At 54.9% G+C, this 16,661-nt stretch carries 16 protein-coding genes; 6 read left to right on the forward strand and 10 right to left on the reverse strand.

Features of this window, described 5'->3' with window-relative positions; all coding sequences use genetic code 11:
* Positions 1 to 42 precede the first annotated feature (42 nt).
* Complete coding sequence (locus RYZ59_RS17955) at positions 43 to 495, reverse strand: DUF1198 family protein (RefSeq protein ID WP_318049862.1); 453 nt, start codon at positions 493 to 495, stop codon at positions 43 to 45.
* 105 nt (positions 496 to 600) lie between these two features.
* Here RYZ59_RS17955 and RYZ59_RS17960 point away from each other — a divergent pair, with 105 nt between their 5' ends.
* Positions 601 to 1,506 (forward strand): LysR family transcriptional regulator, encoded by a 906-nt coding sequence (locus RYZ59_RS17960; protein ID WP_202037360.1) that lies wholly within the window; start codon positions 601 to 603, stop codon positions 1,504 to 1,506.
* 42 nt (positions 1,507 to 1,548) lie between these two features.
* On the opposite strand, the gene uhpT is transcribed toward RYZ59_RS17960, so the two are convergent.
* The 7 genes from uhpT to ivbL all read right to left on the reverse strand — a co-directional run bounded on the left by uhpT (position 1,549) and on the right by ivbL (position 8,775).
* Entirely contained in the window at positions 1,549 to 2,940 is a 1,392-nt protein-coding gene (gene uhpT, locus RYZ59_RS17965) for a hexose-6-phosphate:phosphate antiporter (protein WP_137382170.1), read from the reverse strand.
* A 142-nt stretch (positions 2,941 to 3,082) separates the two neighbouring features.
* Positions 3,083 to 4,411 carry an MFS transporter gene (locus RYZ59_RS17970; protein WP_318049859.1) on the reverse strand — a complete coding sequence of 443 codons (1,329 nt, stop codon included), beginning with the start codon at positions 4,409 to 4,411 and terminating at the stop codon, positions 3,083 to 3,085.
* Between the two features lie 9 nt (positions 4,412 to 4,420).
* Entirely contained in the window at positions 4,421 to 5,923 is a 1,503-nt protein-coding gene (gene uhpB / locus RYZ59_RS17975; protein ID WP_318049858.1) for a signal transduction histidine-protein kinase/phosphatase UhpB, read from the reverse strand.
* Positions 5,920 to 6,513: a transcriptional regulator UhpA gene (gene uhpA, locus RYZ59_RS17980; RefSeq protein WP_137382173.1), complete on the reverse strand. Its 594-nt coding sequence runs from the start codon at positions 6,511 to 6,513 to the stop codon at positions 5,920 to 5,922. The genes uhpB and uhpA overlap by 4 nt, the downstream gene beginning before the upstream one ends.
* A 73-nt stretch (positions 6,514 to 6,586) precedes the next feature.
* Positions 6,587 to 6,877 (reverse strand): acetolactate synthase small subunit, encoded by a 291-nt coding sequence (gene ilvN, locus RYZ59_RS17985; RefSeq protein ID WP_003023914.1) that lies wholly within the window; start codon positions 6,875 to 6,877, stop codon positions 6,587 to 6,589.
* Between the two features lie 3 nt (positions 6,878 to 6,880).
* On the reverse strand, positions 6,881 to 8,569 hold the full coding sequence (ilvB, locus tag RYZ59_RS17990; protein ID WP_318049856.1) for an acetolactate synthase large subunit: 1,689 nt from the start codon (positions 8,567 to 8,569) through the stop codon (positions 6,881 to 6,883).
* A 107-nt stretch (positions 8,570 to 8,676) separates the two neighbouring features.
* A complete protein-coding gene (gene ivbL / locus RYZ59_RS17995) occupies positions 8,677 to 8,775 on the reverse strand; it encodes an ilvB operon leader peptide IvbL (protein ID WP_003827118.1) in 99 nt (32 codons plus the stop codon).
* 521 nt (positions 8,776 to 9,296) lie between these two features.
* Between ivbL and tisB the strand changes: the two genes are divergently transcribed.
* The 3 genes from tisB to emrD all read left to right on the forward strand — a co-directional run bounded on the left by tisB (position 9,297) and on the right by emrD (position 11,720).
* Positions 9,297 to 9,386: a type I toxin-antitoxin system toxin TisB gene (gene tisB / locus RYZ59_RS18000; protein WP_003840643.1), complete on the forward strand. Its 90-nt coding sequence runs from the start codon at positions 9,297 to 9,299 to the stop codon at positions 9,384 to 9,386.
* A 123-nt stretch (positions 9,387 to 9,509) separates the two neighbouring features.
* Complete coding sequence (locus tag RYZ59_RS18005) at positions 9,510 to 10,343, forward strand: EamA family transporter (protein ID WP_202037355.1); 834 nt, start codon at positions 9,510 to 9,512, stop codon at positions 10,341 to 10,343.
* 192 nt (positions 10,344 to 10,535) lie between these two features.
* Positions 10,536 to 11,720 carry a multidrug efflux MFS transporter EmrD gene (gene emrD, locus RYZ59_RS18010; protein ID WP_318049853.1) on the forward strand — a complete coding sequence of 395 codons (1,185 nt, stop codon included), beginning with the start codon at positions 10,536 to 10,538 and terminating at the stop codon, positions 11,718 to 11,720.
* Here the strand turns inward: emrD and RYZ59_RS18015 are convergent.
* The gene (locus RYZ59_RS18015; RefSeq protein WP_318049851.1) at positions 11,647 to 12,729 is read right to left on the reverse strand and encodes a cellulase family glycosylhydrolase; all 1,083 of its coding nucleotides are present in this window, start codon (positions 12,727 to 12,729) and stop codon (positions 11,647 to 11,649) included. The two genes, emrD and RYZ59_RS18015, sit on opposite strands and share 74 nt — an antisense overlap.
* 78 nt (positions 12,730 to 12,807) lie before the next feature.
* A complete protein-coding gene (gene dsdC / locus RYZ59_RS18020; protein ID WP_318049931.1) occupies positions 12,808 to 13,734 on the reverse strand; it encodes a DNA-binding transcriptional regulator DsdC in 927 nt (308 codons plus the stop codon).
* A gap of 241 nt (positions 13,735 to 13,975) precedes the next feature.
* Between dsdC and dsdX the strand changes: the two genes are divergently transcribed.
* On the forward strand, positions 13,976 to 15,313 hold the full coding sequence (gene dsdX / locus RYZ59_RS18025) for a D-serine transporter DsdX (RefSeq protein ID WP_137382179.1): 1,338 nt from the start codon (positions 13,976 to 13,978) through the stop codon (positions 15,311 to 15,313).
* A gap of 17 nt (positions 15,314 to 15,330) precedes the next feature.
* Positions 15,331 to 16,653 (forward strand): D-serine ammonia-lyase, encoded by a 1,323-nt coding sequence (gene dsdA, locus RYZ59_RS18030; protein ID WP_318049850.1) that lies wholly within the window; start codon positions 15,331 to 15,333, stop codon positions 16,651 to 16,653.
* The last annotated feature ends 8 nt before the right edge of the window (positions 16,654 to 16,661 follow it).

Below are 16,661 nucleotides of genomic sequence, written 5' to 3' on the forward strand. Positions count from 1 at the left end.
TATAATGACGATTAAAAATAACCGTCATCACATATTTTGATATCAGTGCAACCAGTGCACCCCACCTTCAGGTTGAAAAAAGGCGTTATAGCGCATTTGAAACGCATTTATCTCCTGCATATCCGGCTCCATTTCGCGCAGGAAACCCAGCGCCAGGCGTACCTGTGCGTCGGTAATCGGCGCGGCCAGCCGGGCTTTTTGCAACACCCTGTGCCACTGCAGCAGATTCTGTTCATTACCGTCAACAATGACGATTTGCCAGATTAGCAGCACCTGGGCAGCATTTTGCAGATGCGATTCATCAGGTCGATGGAGGTACTGTAAAAACGCCTCTCCCTGCACTTTCCCCATCTGATCGATCATCGATTCTACCGGCACGACATCAATACTCAGACGTTCGCTCAGACGGCGAATCGCGCGCCGTGACCCGGACGTCAGTACCCGAAAACCCACAACAAAAACAACGACCAGCGTGGCCAGCATTATCCAAATCATGCGCACATCCATTACCCGACAGGACGCCCATCATAGCGGCAAATTCACCTGTGTCGACGACTGAACGTGTCATAATGTGACTTATCGAACCCATGAGCAGACATCATGAAATCTGATATCAGAACCCTCGATCTTAATCTGTTGAAAACGCTGGATGCCCTGCTGGATGAACGCAACGTCACCCGGGCGGCGCAGCGGCTGTCGCTCACCCAACCAGCGGTCAGCGGCATGCTAAACCGTCTGCGTGATTATTTTGACGATCCGCTGTTTGTCCGCACGCCGCACGGTATTGTCCCGACGCTCCGGGCTCGCGAAATGGCGGCGCCCATCAAACAGATCCTCAGCGACATTGATATCCTGCTTAAGCCCGCGCAGTTCGACCCACTCACCGAAACGCTCACCTTTACCGTCGCCGCTACCGATTACGCCCTTAAAGCGGTGATCGTGCCGTTTATCGCCGCGCTTCGCGCACGTGCGCCAGGTATTCGTGTGCGGGTCGTTCCCGTTGAGCCAGAGCAGCTAACAACACAGTTTGAGCAGGGTAAAATTGACCTGGCGCTGCTGACGCCGGATTCAACACCGGATAATCTGCACAACCGCTCGCTATATAATGAAGAGTATGTCTGTCTCATGCGTCATGATCATCCCGATGCCCACCAGGCGCTAACACTCGATCGCTTCTGCGCGCTGGAGCATGTGCTGGTTTCTTATAAGGGAGAAAGTTTCTGGGGGGTCACCGATGATGCGCTGGCAGAGGTTGGACGAAAACGACAGATTGGTTTGTCAGTCAGCAGTTTTCTGGTTCTGCCGGATATCCTCGCGATTAGCGAGATGATTGCCGTCGTCCCTGCCCGGCTGGCCTATACCGATCCCCGGATGCACGTTGTGTCGCCGCCGCTGCCCATTACTGGTTTTACTAAAAGTATGGCCTGGCACGAACGCACGCACCGCGATGCGGCGCATCAGTGGCTACGCAATCTGGTGCATGAAACCAGTCAGTCTAAACCATAAAAAAACCCGCCATAAAGGCGGGTAAAAGTTACCACTACACACTTAAGCGACTTTCAATTGCTGGATCTTTTTCTCGCGGCGAATTTTACGTTCTTCAAACACGGCCACGATAGCCATCAGGCAGATACAACCGATAGCGGCAGCATCCAGCGCGGCGAAGGTACCTGCCCAGCCAGTCAGACCGAATACCGGTGTACCATCAGCAATCATCCCCAGACCCAGCTTGGCGAAGCTGTCACCAATCAGATAGGCAAATGTCCCTTTAATCCCATCGGCAGCGCCGATCGCTTTTTTCGGTACGAAACCAACGGCTGCGACACCGATTAACAGCTGCGGACCAAACACCAGGAAGCCGAGGGCAAACAGCGAAGCCAGATAGACATACTGGTTGCTGGCATGCTGGTAAACACCCAGTGTCGCAATGATTAATGCCAGTGCCACACAGGCCACCAGCGCCCGGCGACCGTTTGCCAGGTCAGAGAGCCAGCCCCACAGCAACGTACCGACCAGCGCCCCCACTTCAAACAGGGTAAAGCCCTGAATCGCCACTTCTTTGGAGAGCTTCAGTTCCTGGAACGCGTACACGGTAGACCACTGGTCGATACCAATACGCACCACGTACAGGAAGATGTTGGAGAAACACAGCAGCCAGATCACTTTGTTTTTCAGCACGTACTCAACAAAGATCTGCCACTTGGTCATGTCATTTTCTTCGGTCTCTTTGTCTTCTTCGCTGATCTCTTCACCGAACAGCTCTTCAGCTTTCCCCAGACCATAAGATTCCGGGGAGTCGCTGCCATAGCGCAGGCCGATAAAGCCAACAATCAGGGCGATAATCGACGGGAAGATAAACATACCAATGACGTGACCGTCGAACAGGTAGTTGGCACCAAACAACGCCACACCCGCCGCACCGGCACCACCGAGGTTGTGGGAAATGTTCCACATACCGAGGTAAGAACCCCGCTTGCGACGCGGCGTCCATTTGGTGATGGTGGAATAACTACACGAACCGCCAGTACTCTGGAAAAAACCGCTCAGCGCGTAGAAGGTAATCATCAGGAACAGGCTGGTTGAGCCTGCGCCCATGCTGGCGCTGAAGCCGAGCATACAGATAGCCGAGAGGATCAGCATAAACGGCAGGAACTGCTTGGTGTTTTTGCCGTCCGCGTAGTAGGAAACCAGGGTTTTACCCACGCCGTAGGTGATAGAGAAGCCTAGGCCAATCATCCCCAGTTGCGTCATGCTCAGCCCGTAGGTGGAGATCATGTCGTTCTGCGCGATGTTGAAGTTTTTGCGGATCAGGTACATGGTCAGATAGCCGATAAAGACCACCAGATAGGACTGCATGAACGGTTTGAACCACATTTTGCGCCGCACATCGAGCGGCAGATCCAGGGTCGGCTTGCGCACCTGGTTGAGAAAGGCCAGCATTTGACACTCCCGAGCTAATTTTTATACCTGCGAATAGCAGGCATTGTAAAAATCAGCCGGGGGACGCGCCTGAGACAGCGTCCAGGTGAAACCGGGAAAATTTCTTAGTTTTGCCCCACTCAGGGCAAAAAGGTGAGGTGCATCACGCTTCGTTGAGATCGCGCGGGGCCTGGGCGTTTAAAAACGGCAGCAGCAATAGCGCGGAAATCCCCGCCGCAATAGCGATCACCACAAAGAATCCGGTCCAGTGCCAAACCTCCATCACCTTCGCCAGCGGCCAGCCGGAGAGCGAGGCCCCCAGATAAGCGAACAGTCCGACAAACCCGGTCGCCGCCCCTGCCGCCTCTTTGTGCGAGCACTCCGCCGCCGCCATACCAATCAGCATTTGTGGGCCAAAGACGAAGAATCCGGTGGTGAAAAAGCACGCCGCCTGCATCATGTAGCTGGCGAACGGCATCAGCCACAGCGAACCGACGGAGAGCAAAATCCCGGCGGCAAAAATCAGGTTCATTGGCCCACGATTGCCGTTGAACAGCTTATCTGATCCCCACCCCGCCACCAGAGCCCCAATAAACCCGCCCAGTTCAAACATGGTCATCGCGGTGTTGGCGGTCACCAGATCAACCCCCAGCGTTTCTGACATGTACAGATTACCCCAGTCGTTGATCGCCGCACGTACCACGTACACCAGCACATAACACAACGACAGCAGCCAGATGTAGGGATTCAGCAACACATAGCGGGTGAGAATTTCTTTGCGGGTTAAGCCTGCGCCCTCCTGCTGCTGGGCAATTTCTAACTCATCGTGTCGCCAGTCGCCAACCGGGGGTAAGCCAATCGCCTGCGGCCTGTCGCGCAACCGCCAGCACAGGAAAAATCCCACCACAATCGCCAGTATTCCGGCAATCATCATTCCTGCACGCCAGCCATAATGCAGCGCCGTCGCCGCCATCACCATCGGGATCAGTGCCCCGCCGACGTTATGCGCGGTGTTCCATAGCGCCCACCAGCCACCGCGCTCGGTACGCGAATACCAGGCAGTCAGCAAACGGGCGCATACCGGTGATCCCCAGCCCTGGAAGAACGCATTCAGTGCCCACAGTAGCGCAAAGGCCCAAAGCGAGGTCGAGAAACCGAACAGGATGTTTACCACACCGGTTGCAATCAAACCAATGCCCATAAAATAGCGAGCGTTGGAACGATCGCTGACGATACCGGAGACAAACTTCGACAGGCCGTAAGTGATGTAAAACAGCGTAGCCAGCAGGCCAATATCGCTGCGGGTCAGTACACCGCTGGTCAGGATATCCGGCACCGCCGCGTTGAAGCTTTTGCGCGTGAAATAAAACAGCGCGTAGCCAAGCCAGATGGTGGTCAGAATATGCCGCCGCCAGTAGCGATAACGGGCATCTACTTCACTCTTATTAGTAATGAGTGGCGCATTAGCCGGGGCTTTTAGAAACTGAAACATTGCCATTCCTTACACATAACGCTGAGGCAAAGAGACGCTGACCCGCGTACCGTGCGTACAGGATATCGAAAGCTTACCGCCGAGGGCCGTAATGCGCTCACGCATCCCGGTGAGGCCAAATCCTTGCTGATTCGAACCCGGCGGCAGGCCGCTGCCATCGTCCTCAATCACCAGCATTAACCGCTCATCCTGTAGCCAGCCCTGCAACGTCACCGCGCTGGCATTGGCATGCTTAACAATATTGTTCAGTCCTTCCTGGCAGACGCGAAACAGCGTCACCCGCTGACTTTCGCTGAGTTCTGATTCATCAATATGCCAGTCGAGATGGCTGACGATACCGCGACTTTCCAGCTCCATTTCCCGCATCAACGAACGGATAGCCTGCTCCAGCGTTAAATCATCTAACTGGCGCGGGCGTAAACGCCCCAACAGGCGGCGTACCGAATCGTATACCCCGAGTGAAAGCTGCTCGATATGCGCCCCACTGCGCTTCACGCCCACGTTCTCCGGAGCCAGCCGCTGAACGATACCGGCCTGAGTACGAATCGCGGTGATGGTCTGCCCAATATCATCATGCAGCTCACGCGCCACGTCGCGGCGCACGCTTTCCTCGGTTTCCAACAAACGTTCCGCCAAACGATGATTACGCGCCAGCTCGTTTTGCAACGACTGGTTGAGTTCACGCAGGCGCTGAATACCCGCGCCGAGCAGCAGCCCGGTCAGGCTCTGCGCCAGCAAGGAGAGCAGCAAGTCGACGGGATGGTCGTGCCAGGTCTGGCTGGCAATCAGCGCAATGGCATTCATTAGCGTGGCAATCAGCGCCCCCTGCCAGCCATAGTGCCAGGCAAGTGCAATAATCGGCAGCGCCAGGCAAAACGGCGTAAAACGTGACAGCTCATTCGGCAGACCCAACTGCAACCACAGGCTGACACTGAACAACAGCAGATACCAGACCAGATGCCGCCCGCGCCAGTTCACGGGTTGAGAAACCACCGCCGGTCCCAGCGGCAGCCAGGTGGTGCTGGTCAGATAGTGCCAGAATACCAGGCAGATCGGCGCCAGCGTCAGCCCACCGGTGAGTGTCAGCAGCAGCACGGTCCACGCCGCTTCACCTTGCCCAATCCAGGGCAACGATTGCAGCAGTGCCGCCGCCGTAAGAGCCGCGCCCTGTAACAGCAACGTGCGCCAGTCGCGCTGATGGCGGTATCGCGAAATCAGCATCACCGGGAATAGCGAGAGGGCGCTTCCGATCATCAAAAGTGGCAGATGGGCCAGCGCCACTTCCTGCGCCAGCCAAAACAGAAGCAGCCATTCCGCACACAACAGTACCGGCCAGTAGCCGCGCGGGCATTGCAGCATCAAGCCCAGGCGCAGGCCGAATGGAAACAGCAGCACTGCCAGCTCCGGGCGTTCAACCAGATGCAGACTGATACTCCACAGGCAAAACCATGCGGCAGAGAAGATAAAAAAGCAGGCAACGATGGTGACCAACCGGGAAAAGAACGTGTTCATTGCCAGCCGTCAAACATCCGCCGTGCCAACTCAACATCGTTGCTTACGCCCAGCTTTTCCATCAGGTTGGCGCGGTGCACGTGTACCGTTTTTGGTGACAAGCCCAGTTCAGCCGCTATCTCTTTGACTGCCATCCCTTGCGCCAGTTTTTCTGCCACCTGACGTTCGCGTTTGGTGAGCGGGTCCTGACGCCCGGCCGCCAGTTTGACGGCGATATCCGGCGTTAAATAGCAGCCGCCGGTCGCCACGGTACGCACCGCGGCTATCAGCTCATCGGGGCTACAGCGTTTTGAAAGAAAGCCTCGCGCCCCTGCGTTCAACGCCTGCTCCACCAGCGCCGGGCTGTCGTGGACGGAGAGCATGATAATCGCCATGCCTTTTGGCAACTGGCTTAACAGTTCAAGACCAGAGATATCAGGCATCGAGATGTCGCAGATACAGACCTGCACGCCGCGCCCCGGCAATCCTGCCAGCGCCTCGCTACCTGAGCCAAACTCAGCCACCACCTGCAAATCAGGTTCCAGCCCCAGCAGTTGGGCAAAGCCGGAGCGGACGATAGTATGGTCGTCGATAAGGGCGATGGTGATCATGGGTTTGTCCTGGTGGATAAAAAAACGCGCTTACCTTAACGATAAGCGCGTGACTGTTCAAGCCTTGAGCGAATCACTCAAAGAACACAGTGATTTTGTTAAACATCGAGGGATCAGACTGGTTGCGCGCCACTTTCACCACATCTTCCAGTTTGTCGATCTGGCTTATCATCTGCTCCAGACGCTGGTCGTCATTCACCAATAGCCAGATACGGCTCTTATCACTGTCCTGAATCGGTAGACAGAGGATACCTTCCACGTTGAACGCACGGCGGGCAAACAGTCCACAAACGTGGGTCATTACACCCGGGTGATTGCGTACGGTGAGTTCCAGGATTACGTTGTCATGAGTCTGCTGTTGCATGGCTTATTCCCCCACCATTTCAGTGTTTGCCGCACCCGGCGGTACCATCGGGTACACTTTTTCTTCTGCATCAATACGTACGTGGATCAGCGCAGGTCCTGGACGATTAATTATCTCCTGCAGCGCCGCCTGTGGATCCGCTTCATGATTTAAATCGCAGGTTTCGAGACCAAAACCGGCGGCAATCTGCATAAAGTTAATCATCCCCGGATAGGTCGCAGCAAATACGCCTTGTTTATAGAACAGGCTCTGCTGCTGATACACCAGACCCAGCGCTTCGTTATTCATCAGGATGATTTTAATATCCAGCTGATTTTCGCTGGCAGTCGCCATCTCCTGAATATTCATCATCAGGCTGCCGTCGCCGGAGAAGCACAGCACTTTCTTGTCCGGGTTCGCCAGCGCCGCGCCAATCGCTGCAGGCAGACCGAAGCCCATGGTCCCCAGACCACCAGAAGTCAGCCACTGACGTGGGCGATTCAGCGGGTAGGCCTGTGCCGCCCACATCTGATGCTGGCCTACGTCGGTGGTGATAATGGCGCTATCGTCTACGCAAGCCGCAACGGCGTTAATCAGCCCATAATGGCTGAGCGGATCGCTTTCCTGTGGAATGGTACACGGGAATTCACGCTGCAAATCCGCCACCATGTGATGCCATGCGTCGCGCGACTGCACCTCAATCAATGGGATCAGCTGTTCCAGCACCTCATTCACATCCGCCTGAATGGCCACGTGCGGCTGTTTGATTTTACCCAGCTCGGCACGATCGATATCCACATGAATAATCTTTGCATTCGGGCAGAACTGCTCGGTTTTACCAATCGCCCGGTCATCAAAACGTGCGCCAAGAACAATTAATAAATCAGCCTCTTGCAGTATAAAGTTGGTACTGCGTGCGCCGTGCATGCCCAGCATACCTAACGACAGCGGATGCGCTTTTGGCAACATACCCAGCGCCATTAAGGTCATGGTGGTGGGCAGCATCGCTTTTTCCGCCAGCTCACGTACGCGCTCAGGTGCGTTAATCACGCCGCCGCCGAGATACAACACCGGACGTTGTGCCGCATTAATCATAGCGGCAGCATCGCGAACGCTGTCCGCGCTAAAAGTTGGCGCAGGGGCTTTTTCTGCTGGCTCCGGCATCTCTTCAATTTCAAATACGGCTGTTTGAATGTCCTTAGGTATGTCTATCCACACCGGGCCTGGGCGTCCTGACTGCGCAATGCGGAAGGCATCGCTCATGACCTGCGGTAATTCATTGATATGGCGAACCAGATAATTGTGTTTGGTGATGGGGATAGAGATGCCGTAGGTGTCAACTTCCTGGAAGGCGTCGGTGCCGATCATAGAGGCTGGAACCTGCCCGGTGATACACACCAACGGAATAGAGTCCAGGCGCGCATCGGCGATAGCAGTAACCAGGTTAGTTGCCCCCGGCCCGCTACAGGCCATACACACCGCCGGTTTACCTTCAGTACGTGCCATCCCCTGGGCGATAAACCCCGCACCCTGCTCGTGGCGCGCCAGGATATGACGGATTTGCGTGCTTTGGCTCAAGGCGTCGTAGACCGGGAGAATTGAGCCGCCAGGAATACCGGTGACCACTTTAATTCCCTGACGTTCCAGGAAATGAACGATGAATTCAGCGCCCGTAAAGCGCGTACGCTTGGATGTGATGCCCGAACTTGCCATGCTCCAGTCCTTTTATTCTGGGCCTTTGCTCCGGGCAGGTCTCTTAAACGAAAAACCCCGCCCGGTTTGCGCCGGCGGGGTTTTGGAATCGTGTGTTGTTCCGGACCCTACGGCGCATTGCCGACGACCACCACCACACGCACGACGACCGCTGCGCGAGATGGCGCAGTTTTTAGTAGGGTCGCAGTCAGCATGGAAGGGTTCATTAGGGACCTTGTCTGTTTGTTGGTTAACAGGATTTATACAAACACAGGTTTTTCAGCGTGACAATGGAAAATTTTTCATCTGCGCAAAAATGCGTCAAAGATCACGTTTAGCTGTACGCAATGTAAAAACAAAAAACCCCGCCGGGGCGAGGTTTTTTTTCAGGGTTTGCGGCTGGTAACCGCAGAACGCACTGTGTTACGTCAACGCAAGAAGTATACGCGATCGGCAACGAACGCGCAATTTAAGGCACGGATTTTGACGTTTCTGAGTATGGATCGCTTTGCGGATATTGTCCATAAAATACTGTTCATACATACAGTATTTATCTATACTGTGAATGTCCGCAGTGCGCGAGGGGGCCGCTGTTTTACCGGCGCATCAAAGTCCTGGCTGAAACGGGTGGTGCCGTCAGCGCCTTAACCCCCGAAGTGAGCACACTGTGTTACGTCAACAAAGGTGCTGGCAACAGGCAGCGGCGAGGTACGCCAGCACCGTGCTCCTTGTACCAAAAGGAGAGCGTATGAGCCTCGTGGATATCGCTATTCTTATCCTCAAACTCATCGTTGCAGCACTGCAACTGCTTGATGCTGTTCTGAAGTATATAAAATAGTTCAGATTCAAGTCGCACTTAAGGGGAGCGGGTTATCACCTGCTCCCCTTTCACCTTCTCCCAGGTGCTTGTGTCGCGCCAATATGTTACGTTTTTATGACATTCTCAGGGAAGAATACCGCTATGACCCTTTCTGTTTTCTGCATTTTACTGTTCGCCGCGCTGCTTCATGCCAGCTGGAACGCCATTGTTAAAGCAGGAAATGACAAGCTGTACTCTGCTATCAGCGTGAGTGGCTCGGCCGCGATGATGGCGCTGATTCTCTTGCCCTTCGCCCCCCAACCCTCTGCCGCCAGCCTGCCGTTTTTGGCGATTTCAACCGCATTACAGGTGGTGTACACCGTACTGGTTGCCAAAACCTATCAGGTTTCAGACATGAGTCAGACCTATCCCATCATGCGCGGCACCGCCCCATTGTTGGTCGCTATCATCAGCGTCCTGTTTCTCGGCGATAGTCTGTCAATGCTGGCCTGGGTGGGGATTGCCACAATCTGCCTGGCAATCCTCGGCATGGCATTTAACGGTCGCAGTAGCTCGCAACGAGGGATCGTTCTGGCGCTCATTAATGCCTGCTTTATTGCCGGCTATACGCTGGTTGATGGCACCGGTGTTCGGCTTTCAGAGACTGCTCTGGGCTACACGCTGTGGACCTTCTTCCTGAACGGCTCCTGCTTGTTGAGCTGGGCGATGATTGCCCGACGCCGCGAAGCCTCCCGCTATCTGGCGCACCAGTGGAAGAAAGGTATTCTTGGCGGTATTGGCACCATGGGCTCTTACGGGCTGGCACTGTGGGCGATGACTCAGGCCCCGCTGGCGGTGGTAGCCGCACTGCGTGAAACATCCATTCTGTTTGGCGCACTGCTCGCCTGGTTGCTGCTAAAAGAGAAAGTCGCCGGAGTCCGCCTTATCGCGGCCGCAGGTATTGCCGCCGGCGCAGTATTGCTACGTTTGTCTTGATCGTGCTTTAACCCGATGCAATCCGGCAACATTTGTTGCCGCTATTTGTTTACATTTCCTGCCGTTCATCGTTTAAACATTCCAGTCCACTATCTGGCCTTCTTTTTCTGTTGTGGTAGATTCCACGCGCATTTATGGGAAAGTGCAGCACCTTATTCTTATTTTTTCTTCATTTGAAAAGTAATCAGCGAAATGAAAAGGCATAGAAGCGTCAATTTGTTGTTGATGTTGGTATTACTGGTGGCGGTGGGTCAGATGGCGCAAACCATTTATATCCCCGCGATTGCTGATATGGCGCGTGAACTGAACGTTCGCGAAGGCGCGGTGCAAAGCGTAATGGCTGCCTACCTGCTGACCTACGGCGTGTCACAACTGTTTTACGGCCCGCTTTCCGACCGCGTAGGTCGTCGCCCGGTGATCCTCGCCGGGATGTCTATTTTTATGCTGGCTACGCTGGTCGCCATTACTACCCATAGTCTGACGGTATTGATTATCGCCAGTGCCATCCAGGGTATGGGGACAGGCGTCGGCGGTGTGATGGCGCGAACCCTACCGCGAGACCTGTATGAGGGTACTCAGCTGCGCCACGCGAATAGTTTGTTAAACATGGGTATCCTGGTCAGTCCGCTGCTGGCACCGCTGATTGGCGGTATGCTGGATACGCTGTGGAACTGGCGCGCCTGCTATATTTTTCTGCTGATTCTGTGCGCGGGTGTCACGTTTAGCATGGCGCGCTGGATGCCGGAAACACGGCCTGCTGGCGCGCCACGTCCACGGCTGATTGCCAGCTACAAAACCCTGTTTGGCAACGGCACATTTACCTGTTACGTGCTGATGTTGATCGGCGGCCTGGCAGGCGTTGCGGTCTTCGAAGCCTGCTCCGGGGTATTGTTGGGCGCACGGCTCGGTTTAAGCAGCATGGTGGTCAGTATCCTGTTTATTCTGCCCATCCCGGCGGCGTTTTTCGGCGCCTGGTTCGCCGGTCGCCCGAACAAGCGTTTCTCGACTCTCATGTGGCAGTCGGTTACCTGCTGCCTGGTTGCCGGGTTGATGATGTGGATCCCAGGTTTGTTTGATGTGATGAACGTCTGGACACTGCTGGTTCCTGCCGCGTTGTTCTTCTTCGGTGCGGGGATGTTGTTCCCACTGGCAACCAGCGGCGCAATGGAGCCTTTCCCGTTCCTGGCAGGTACTGCCGGCGCGCTGGTTGGTGGCTTACAGAACATTGGCTCTGGCGTGCTGGCGTGGCTCTCCGCGATGCTACCGCAGACCGGACAAGCCAGCCTCGGGCTGCTGATGACCCTTATGGGGCTGCTGATTTTTGTGTGTTGGCTGCCGCTGGCGTCACGCGTGTCGCATCAGGGACAGGCGGTTTAAGCGCATGATGGCCCGGCTTATCGCCGGGCTTTTCACATTCAGGCGCAATCATCGTATTAATCAACGGCTCCAGTGCCGGACGCCAGGCGCCTTCTTCTCCATCATAAAACTGCGTATCAGCATTGATTGCATAGGGAATCTTCGCCTTGCGCAGCTCACATGCCATAAACCGTGCAAACGCAGTTTGCGCGGCAGAAGGCGTGTTTTTGATGGTTTCTCCCGGTGACCAGCCCCCCACCCAACTGACGTGCCCCGTTTTCTGTTGCCAGTGAATGGCCGTATTAATACGGGCGCGAATGGCGGCTTTTTCTGCCGCAGTCCCCGACGTCCAGGGATACTTACCGTTATTTTTTAGCGGCCCCCACGGGAAGATATGCCATTCGGCCAGAACGGTATTCTGGCTTTGCGGCGGTAATTTCAGATTAGGCAAATCTTCCGGTGCCGCGCGCAGTCGCGGCGCAATGAAAATCATCCGCTGCGGCGCAATGGCGTGGATTGTGCGAATGGTTTTGTCATACACCCGATTGAGCGAAGTCTGATTGTGATTAAGCTTATCGGCAGGCTCATAAATCAGGTCAAAACCCAGCAACGGCGAGCTTTGCCCAAAATAATGCGCCACTGCGACCCACCAGTTAACCACCTCTTTTTCGTTACCGCTATTGGGGTCTTTTTTATATTCATCGGCCTGATAAGCAATAATCGGGATCACGCCGTATTGCTCGCAAGCCTCTACCAGCTTGCGCAAATGGATAAGCCTGGCTTCTGTTGGCTCACCCGCCACACGAATACGCACATGAGAGATCCCCTTCGCCTTGAAATCCCGTACCACCAGCGGATCGAACTCGCGGATACCGCGATCGGTGCGCGCCCAGTCTACGTCCATTCCAACCCCAAGCTGCTGCGCATACAGCCCCGCCGTCAGCGCAGGGGGCGCGGCATACACGGTAGCACTGGCTAACAGTAAGAGGGAAACAATCGGCTTTAACACGGTCGTCCTTACGCAAATCATCAGGTGTGATATCACGTATTTAGCATGATTTTTGATACCTGGTGTAGAGAGAAAGCGTAAAAAATATTCGCGGCCCGCTTATTTAACCTGCTCCTGCAGCCAGCCAATAAATGCCTCGATTTTTGGCCACTGCCTGCCGGGTAACGTGGTGATGTAATAGTGTTGATGGCATTTCAGCGCCATATCACCGAAAGGCGCGACCAGTTCCCCGCTGTCGAGGCGCTTTTGTACCAGTCTCTTTCGTCCCATCGCTACGCCGATATGGTTCATTGCCGCAATCACCGCTAAATCTGAACGATCGAAGCCAATACCCGACGATGTCGGCAAATTCACTTCATAATGTTGCGCCCAACTGTGCCATTCATCGGTCCCGGAGTCGTTGCTCCATGCCTGTCTATCGTGCAGCAACGTGCAGTGCGACAGATTCACTAACGCCCCCGTAAGATCATAACGACGGGCATAGTCCGGGCTGCATACCGGCAGGATCTCTTCATCCATCAGGAAATGGTGCGTGAGCTGTGCAGAGGGGGCATCGTCAAAATAAATGGCCAGATCAACCCCGGCACGTTGCAAATTGACGTTGTCGTTCCCGGTCAGCATGGTCAGGGAAATCGACGGGTAACGGCGGGTAAAGTCACCAAGCGCCGGAACCAGCCAGCACTGGGCAATAGAGGGGCGTGAGTACACAGTGAGCGTCCCGGACAGCTCCTGGTTTTTGATATCGAGGATTTCCTGATTCAGCGTATCCAGCGACGATTTCAGCGCCCAGAACACCCGTTTACCTTCGTGCGTGAGTTCGACTTTGCGATGTGAGCGGACAAACAGCTGGATGCCCAGTTCCTCTTCCAGTTGATTAATGCGGTGGCTGACGGCGCTAGGACTTAACGACAGTTCGTCTGCTGCCAGCGCAAATGACTGATGCCTGGCCGCCACTTCAAAGGTATACAGTTTTGAGAGTTGCCAACCATTGAGCAGCCGATTTCTGACTTCGCGAAGGGGGTCCATATTCACCTCTTTCATCCTGATTCTTTCGCCGAAGTGTAAAAAAATCCGCTGTAAAAATCAGCGTAAAGATGAATCAGAGTGAACCATATCGCATTATCAGGCCATTATTAGATGTAAATCACTCTTTTGATTCAATCTGGCTCATGTGAAAGGGGATTTTTATCGTTTGTCAGACTGTGCCTTATTTTTGTCCAATAGACCCAGGCTATAACGTCAGGTTAATCACAGGGCAAGGTGAGTTATGCACTCTCAAATCTGGGTTGTGAGCACGCTGCTGATAAGTATCGTGTTAATCGTTTTGACCATCGTGAAGTTTAAATTTCACCCGTTTCTGGCGCTGCTGTTAGCCAGCTTCTTCGTGGGTACCATGATGGGCATGGGGCCGCTGGATATGGTCAACGCCATTGAGAGTGGCATCGGCGGTACGCTGGGCTTTCTCGCTGCCGTTATCGGTCTTGGTACCATTCTCGGCAAAATGATGGAGGTGTCCGGCGCGGCAGAACGCATTGGCCTGACACTACAGCGTTGTCGCTGGCTTTCTGCCGACGTCATTATGGTACTGGTCGGACTGATTTGCGGCATCACGCTGTTCGTTGAAGTGGGCGTGGTGTTATTGATTCCGCTGGCATTCTCTATCGCTAAAAAAACCAATACCTCACTGCTGAAGCTGGCGATCCCGCTGTGTACAGCGCTGATGGCGGTGCACTGCGTCGTCCCACCGCATCCGGCGGCCCTGTTCGTGGCCAACAAGCTGGGTGCCGATATTGGTACAGTGATCGTTTACGGTTTACTGGTTGGCTTGATGGCCTCGCTAATCGGCGGACCGCTGTACCTGAAATTCCTCGGCAACCGTCTGCCGTTTAAACCGGTTCCGGCTGAGTTTTCCGACCTGAAGGTTCGCGACGAGAGTACACTGCCATCGCTCGGTGCAACGCTGTTTACCGTGCTGCTGCCGATTGGCCTGATGCTGATGAAGACCGTCGCTGAGCTGAATATGGCGAAAGGCAGCGCGGTTTATACGCTGCTGGAGTTTATTGGTAACCCAATCACCGCGATGTTTATCGCCGTTTTCGTGGCCTATTACATTCTCGGTCTACGCCAGCATATCGGCATGGGTGCACTGTTGACCCATACTGAAAATGGCTTTGGCTCGATTGCCAACATTCTGCTGATTATCGGCGCAGGCGGCGCATTCAACGCTATCCTGAAAAGCAGTGGGCTGGCGGATACTCTCGCGCAGATCCTCTCGAACATGCATATGCACCCGATTCTGCTGGCCTGGCTGGTGGCGTTAATCCTGCACGCCGCTGTCGGTTCCGCTACGGTGGCAATGATGGGCGCGACGGCAATCGTGGCACCGATGCTACCGCTCTACCCGAACGTCAGCCCGGAGATCATCGCTATTGCCATCGGTTCCGGCGCCATTGGCTGCACAATCGTCACCGATTCCCTCTTCTGGCTGGTGAAGCAATACTGCGGCGCTACCCTGAATGAGACGTTTAAATACTATACGACCGCGACATTTATCGCGTCGGTGATTGCACTGGCGTGCACATTCCTGCTTTCCTTTATCATCTAAGCGCAAAGAGACGTCCTATGGAAAACATGCAAAAACTTATCGCCCAGTATCCGTTAGTGGAGGATCTGGTCGCACTGAAAGAAACAACCTGGTTTAACCCGGGCACCACCTCTCTTGCGGAAGGTTTACCTTATGTTGGCCTGACGGAAGATGACGTTCAGGATGCTCACACCCGTCTGGCGCGCTTTGCGCCGTACCTGGCGAAAGCCTTCCCGGAAACGGCGGCGACCGGCGGCATTATCGAGTCTGAGCTGGCCGCCATTCCCGCCATGCAGAAGCGGCTGGAAAAAGAGTACGGACAGCCTATCAACGGCGAAATTCTGCTGAAGAAAGACAGCCACCTGCCGATTTCTGGCTCGATTAAAGCCCGTGGCGGTATTTATGAAGTGCTGACCCACGCCGAAAAACTGGCGCTGGAAGCGGGTCTGCTGACCACGAAAGATGATTACAGCGTGCTGCTTTCACCTGAATTCAAACAGTTCTTTAGCCAGTACAGCATCGCGGTAGGTTCCACCGGCAACCTGGGGATGTCTATCGGCATCATGAGCGCCCGCATCGGCTTTAAGGTGACGGTACACATGTCTGCCGACGCGCGCGCATGGAAAAAAGCCAAACTACGCAGCCACGGCGTGACGGTTGTCGAGTATGAAGAAGATTACGGTGTGGCAGTTGAACAAGGACGTAAGGCGGCAGAGTCCGATCCGAACTGTTTCTTTATCGATGATGAAAACTCCCGCACGCTGTTCTTAGGCTATGCGGTGGCCGGACAGCGCCTGAAGGCGCAGTTTGCCCAGCAGGGGCGCGTGGTGGATGCCGATCATCCGCTATTTGTTTACCTGCCTTGCGGCGTCGGCGGCGGCCCTGGCGGGGTGGCGTTTGGCCTGAAGCTGGCGTTTGGCGATAACGTTCACTGCTTCTTCGCAGAACCGACTCATTCACCGTGCATGCTGTTGGGAATTTACACCGGACTGCACGATACCATTTCCGTGCAGGATATCGGCATCGACAACCTGACGGCGGCAGATGGGCTGGCAGTCGGTCGCGCATCGGGCTTTGTAGGCCGGGCGATGGAACGTCTGCTCGACGGTCTGTACACGCTGGAAGACCAGACCATGTATGACATGCTGGGCTGGCTGGCGCAGGAGGAAGGTATTCGTCTTGAGCCGTCAGCACTGGCTGGCATGGCTGGCCCGCAGCACGTTTGTGCCTCCGCTGATTACCAGCAGATGCATGGATTCAGCGCAGAGCAGCTCAATAACGCCACTCATCTGGTATGGGCAACCGGCGGCGGTATGGTGCCGGAGACCGAAATGGCGCAATACCTGGCAAAAGGACGCTAACCCCCCGC

This window comes from Citrobacter sp. HN-141 (genome assembly GCF_033341895.1).
Taxonomy (GTDB): domain Bacteria; phylum Pseudomonadota; class Gammaproteobacteria; order Enterobacterales; family Enterobacteriaceae; genus Citrobacter.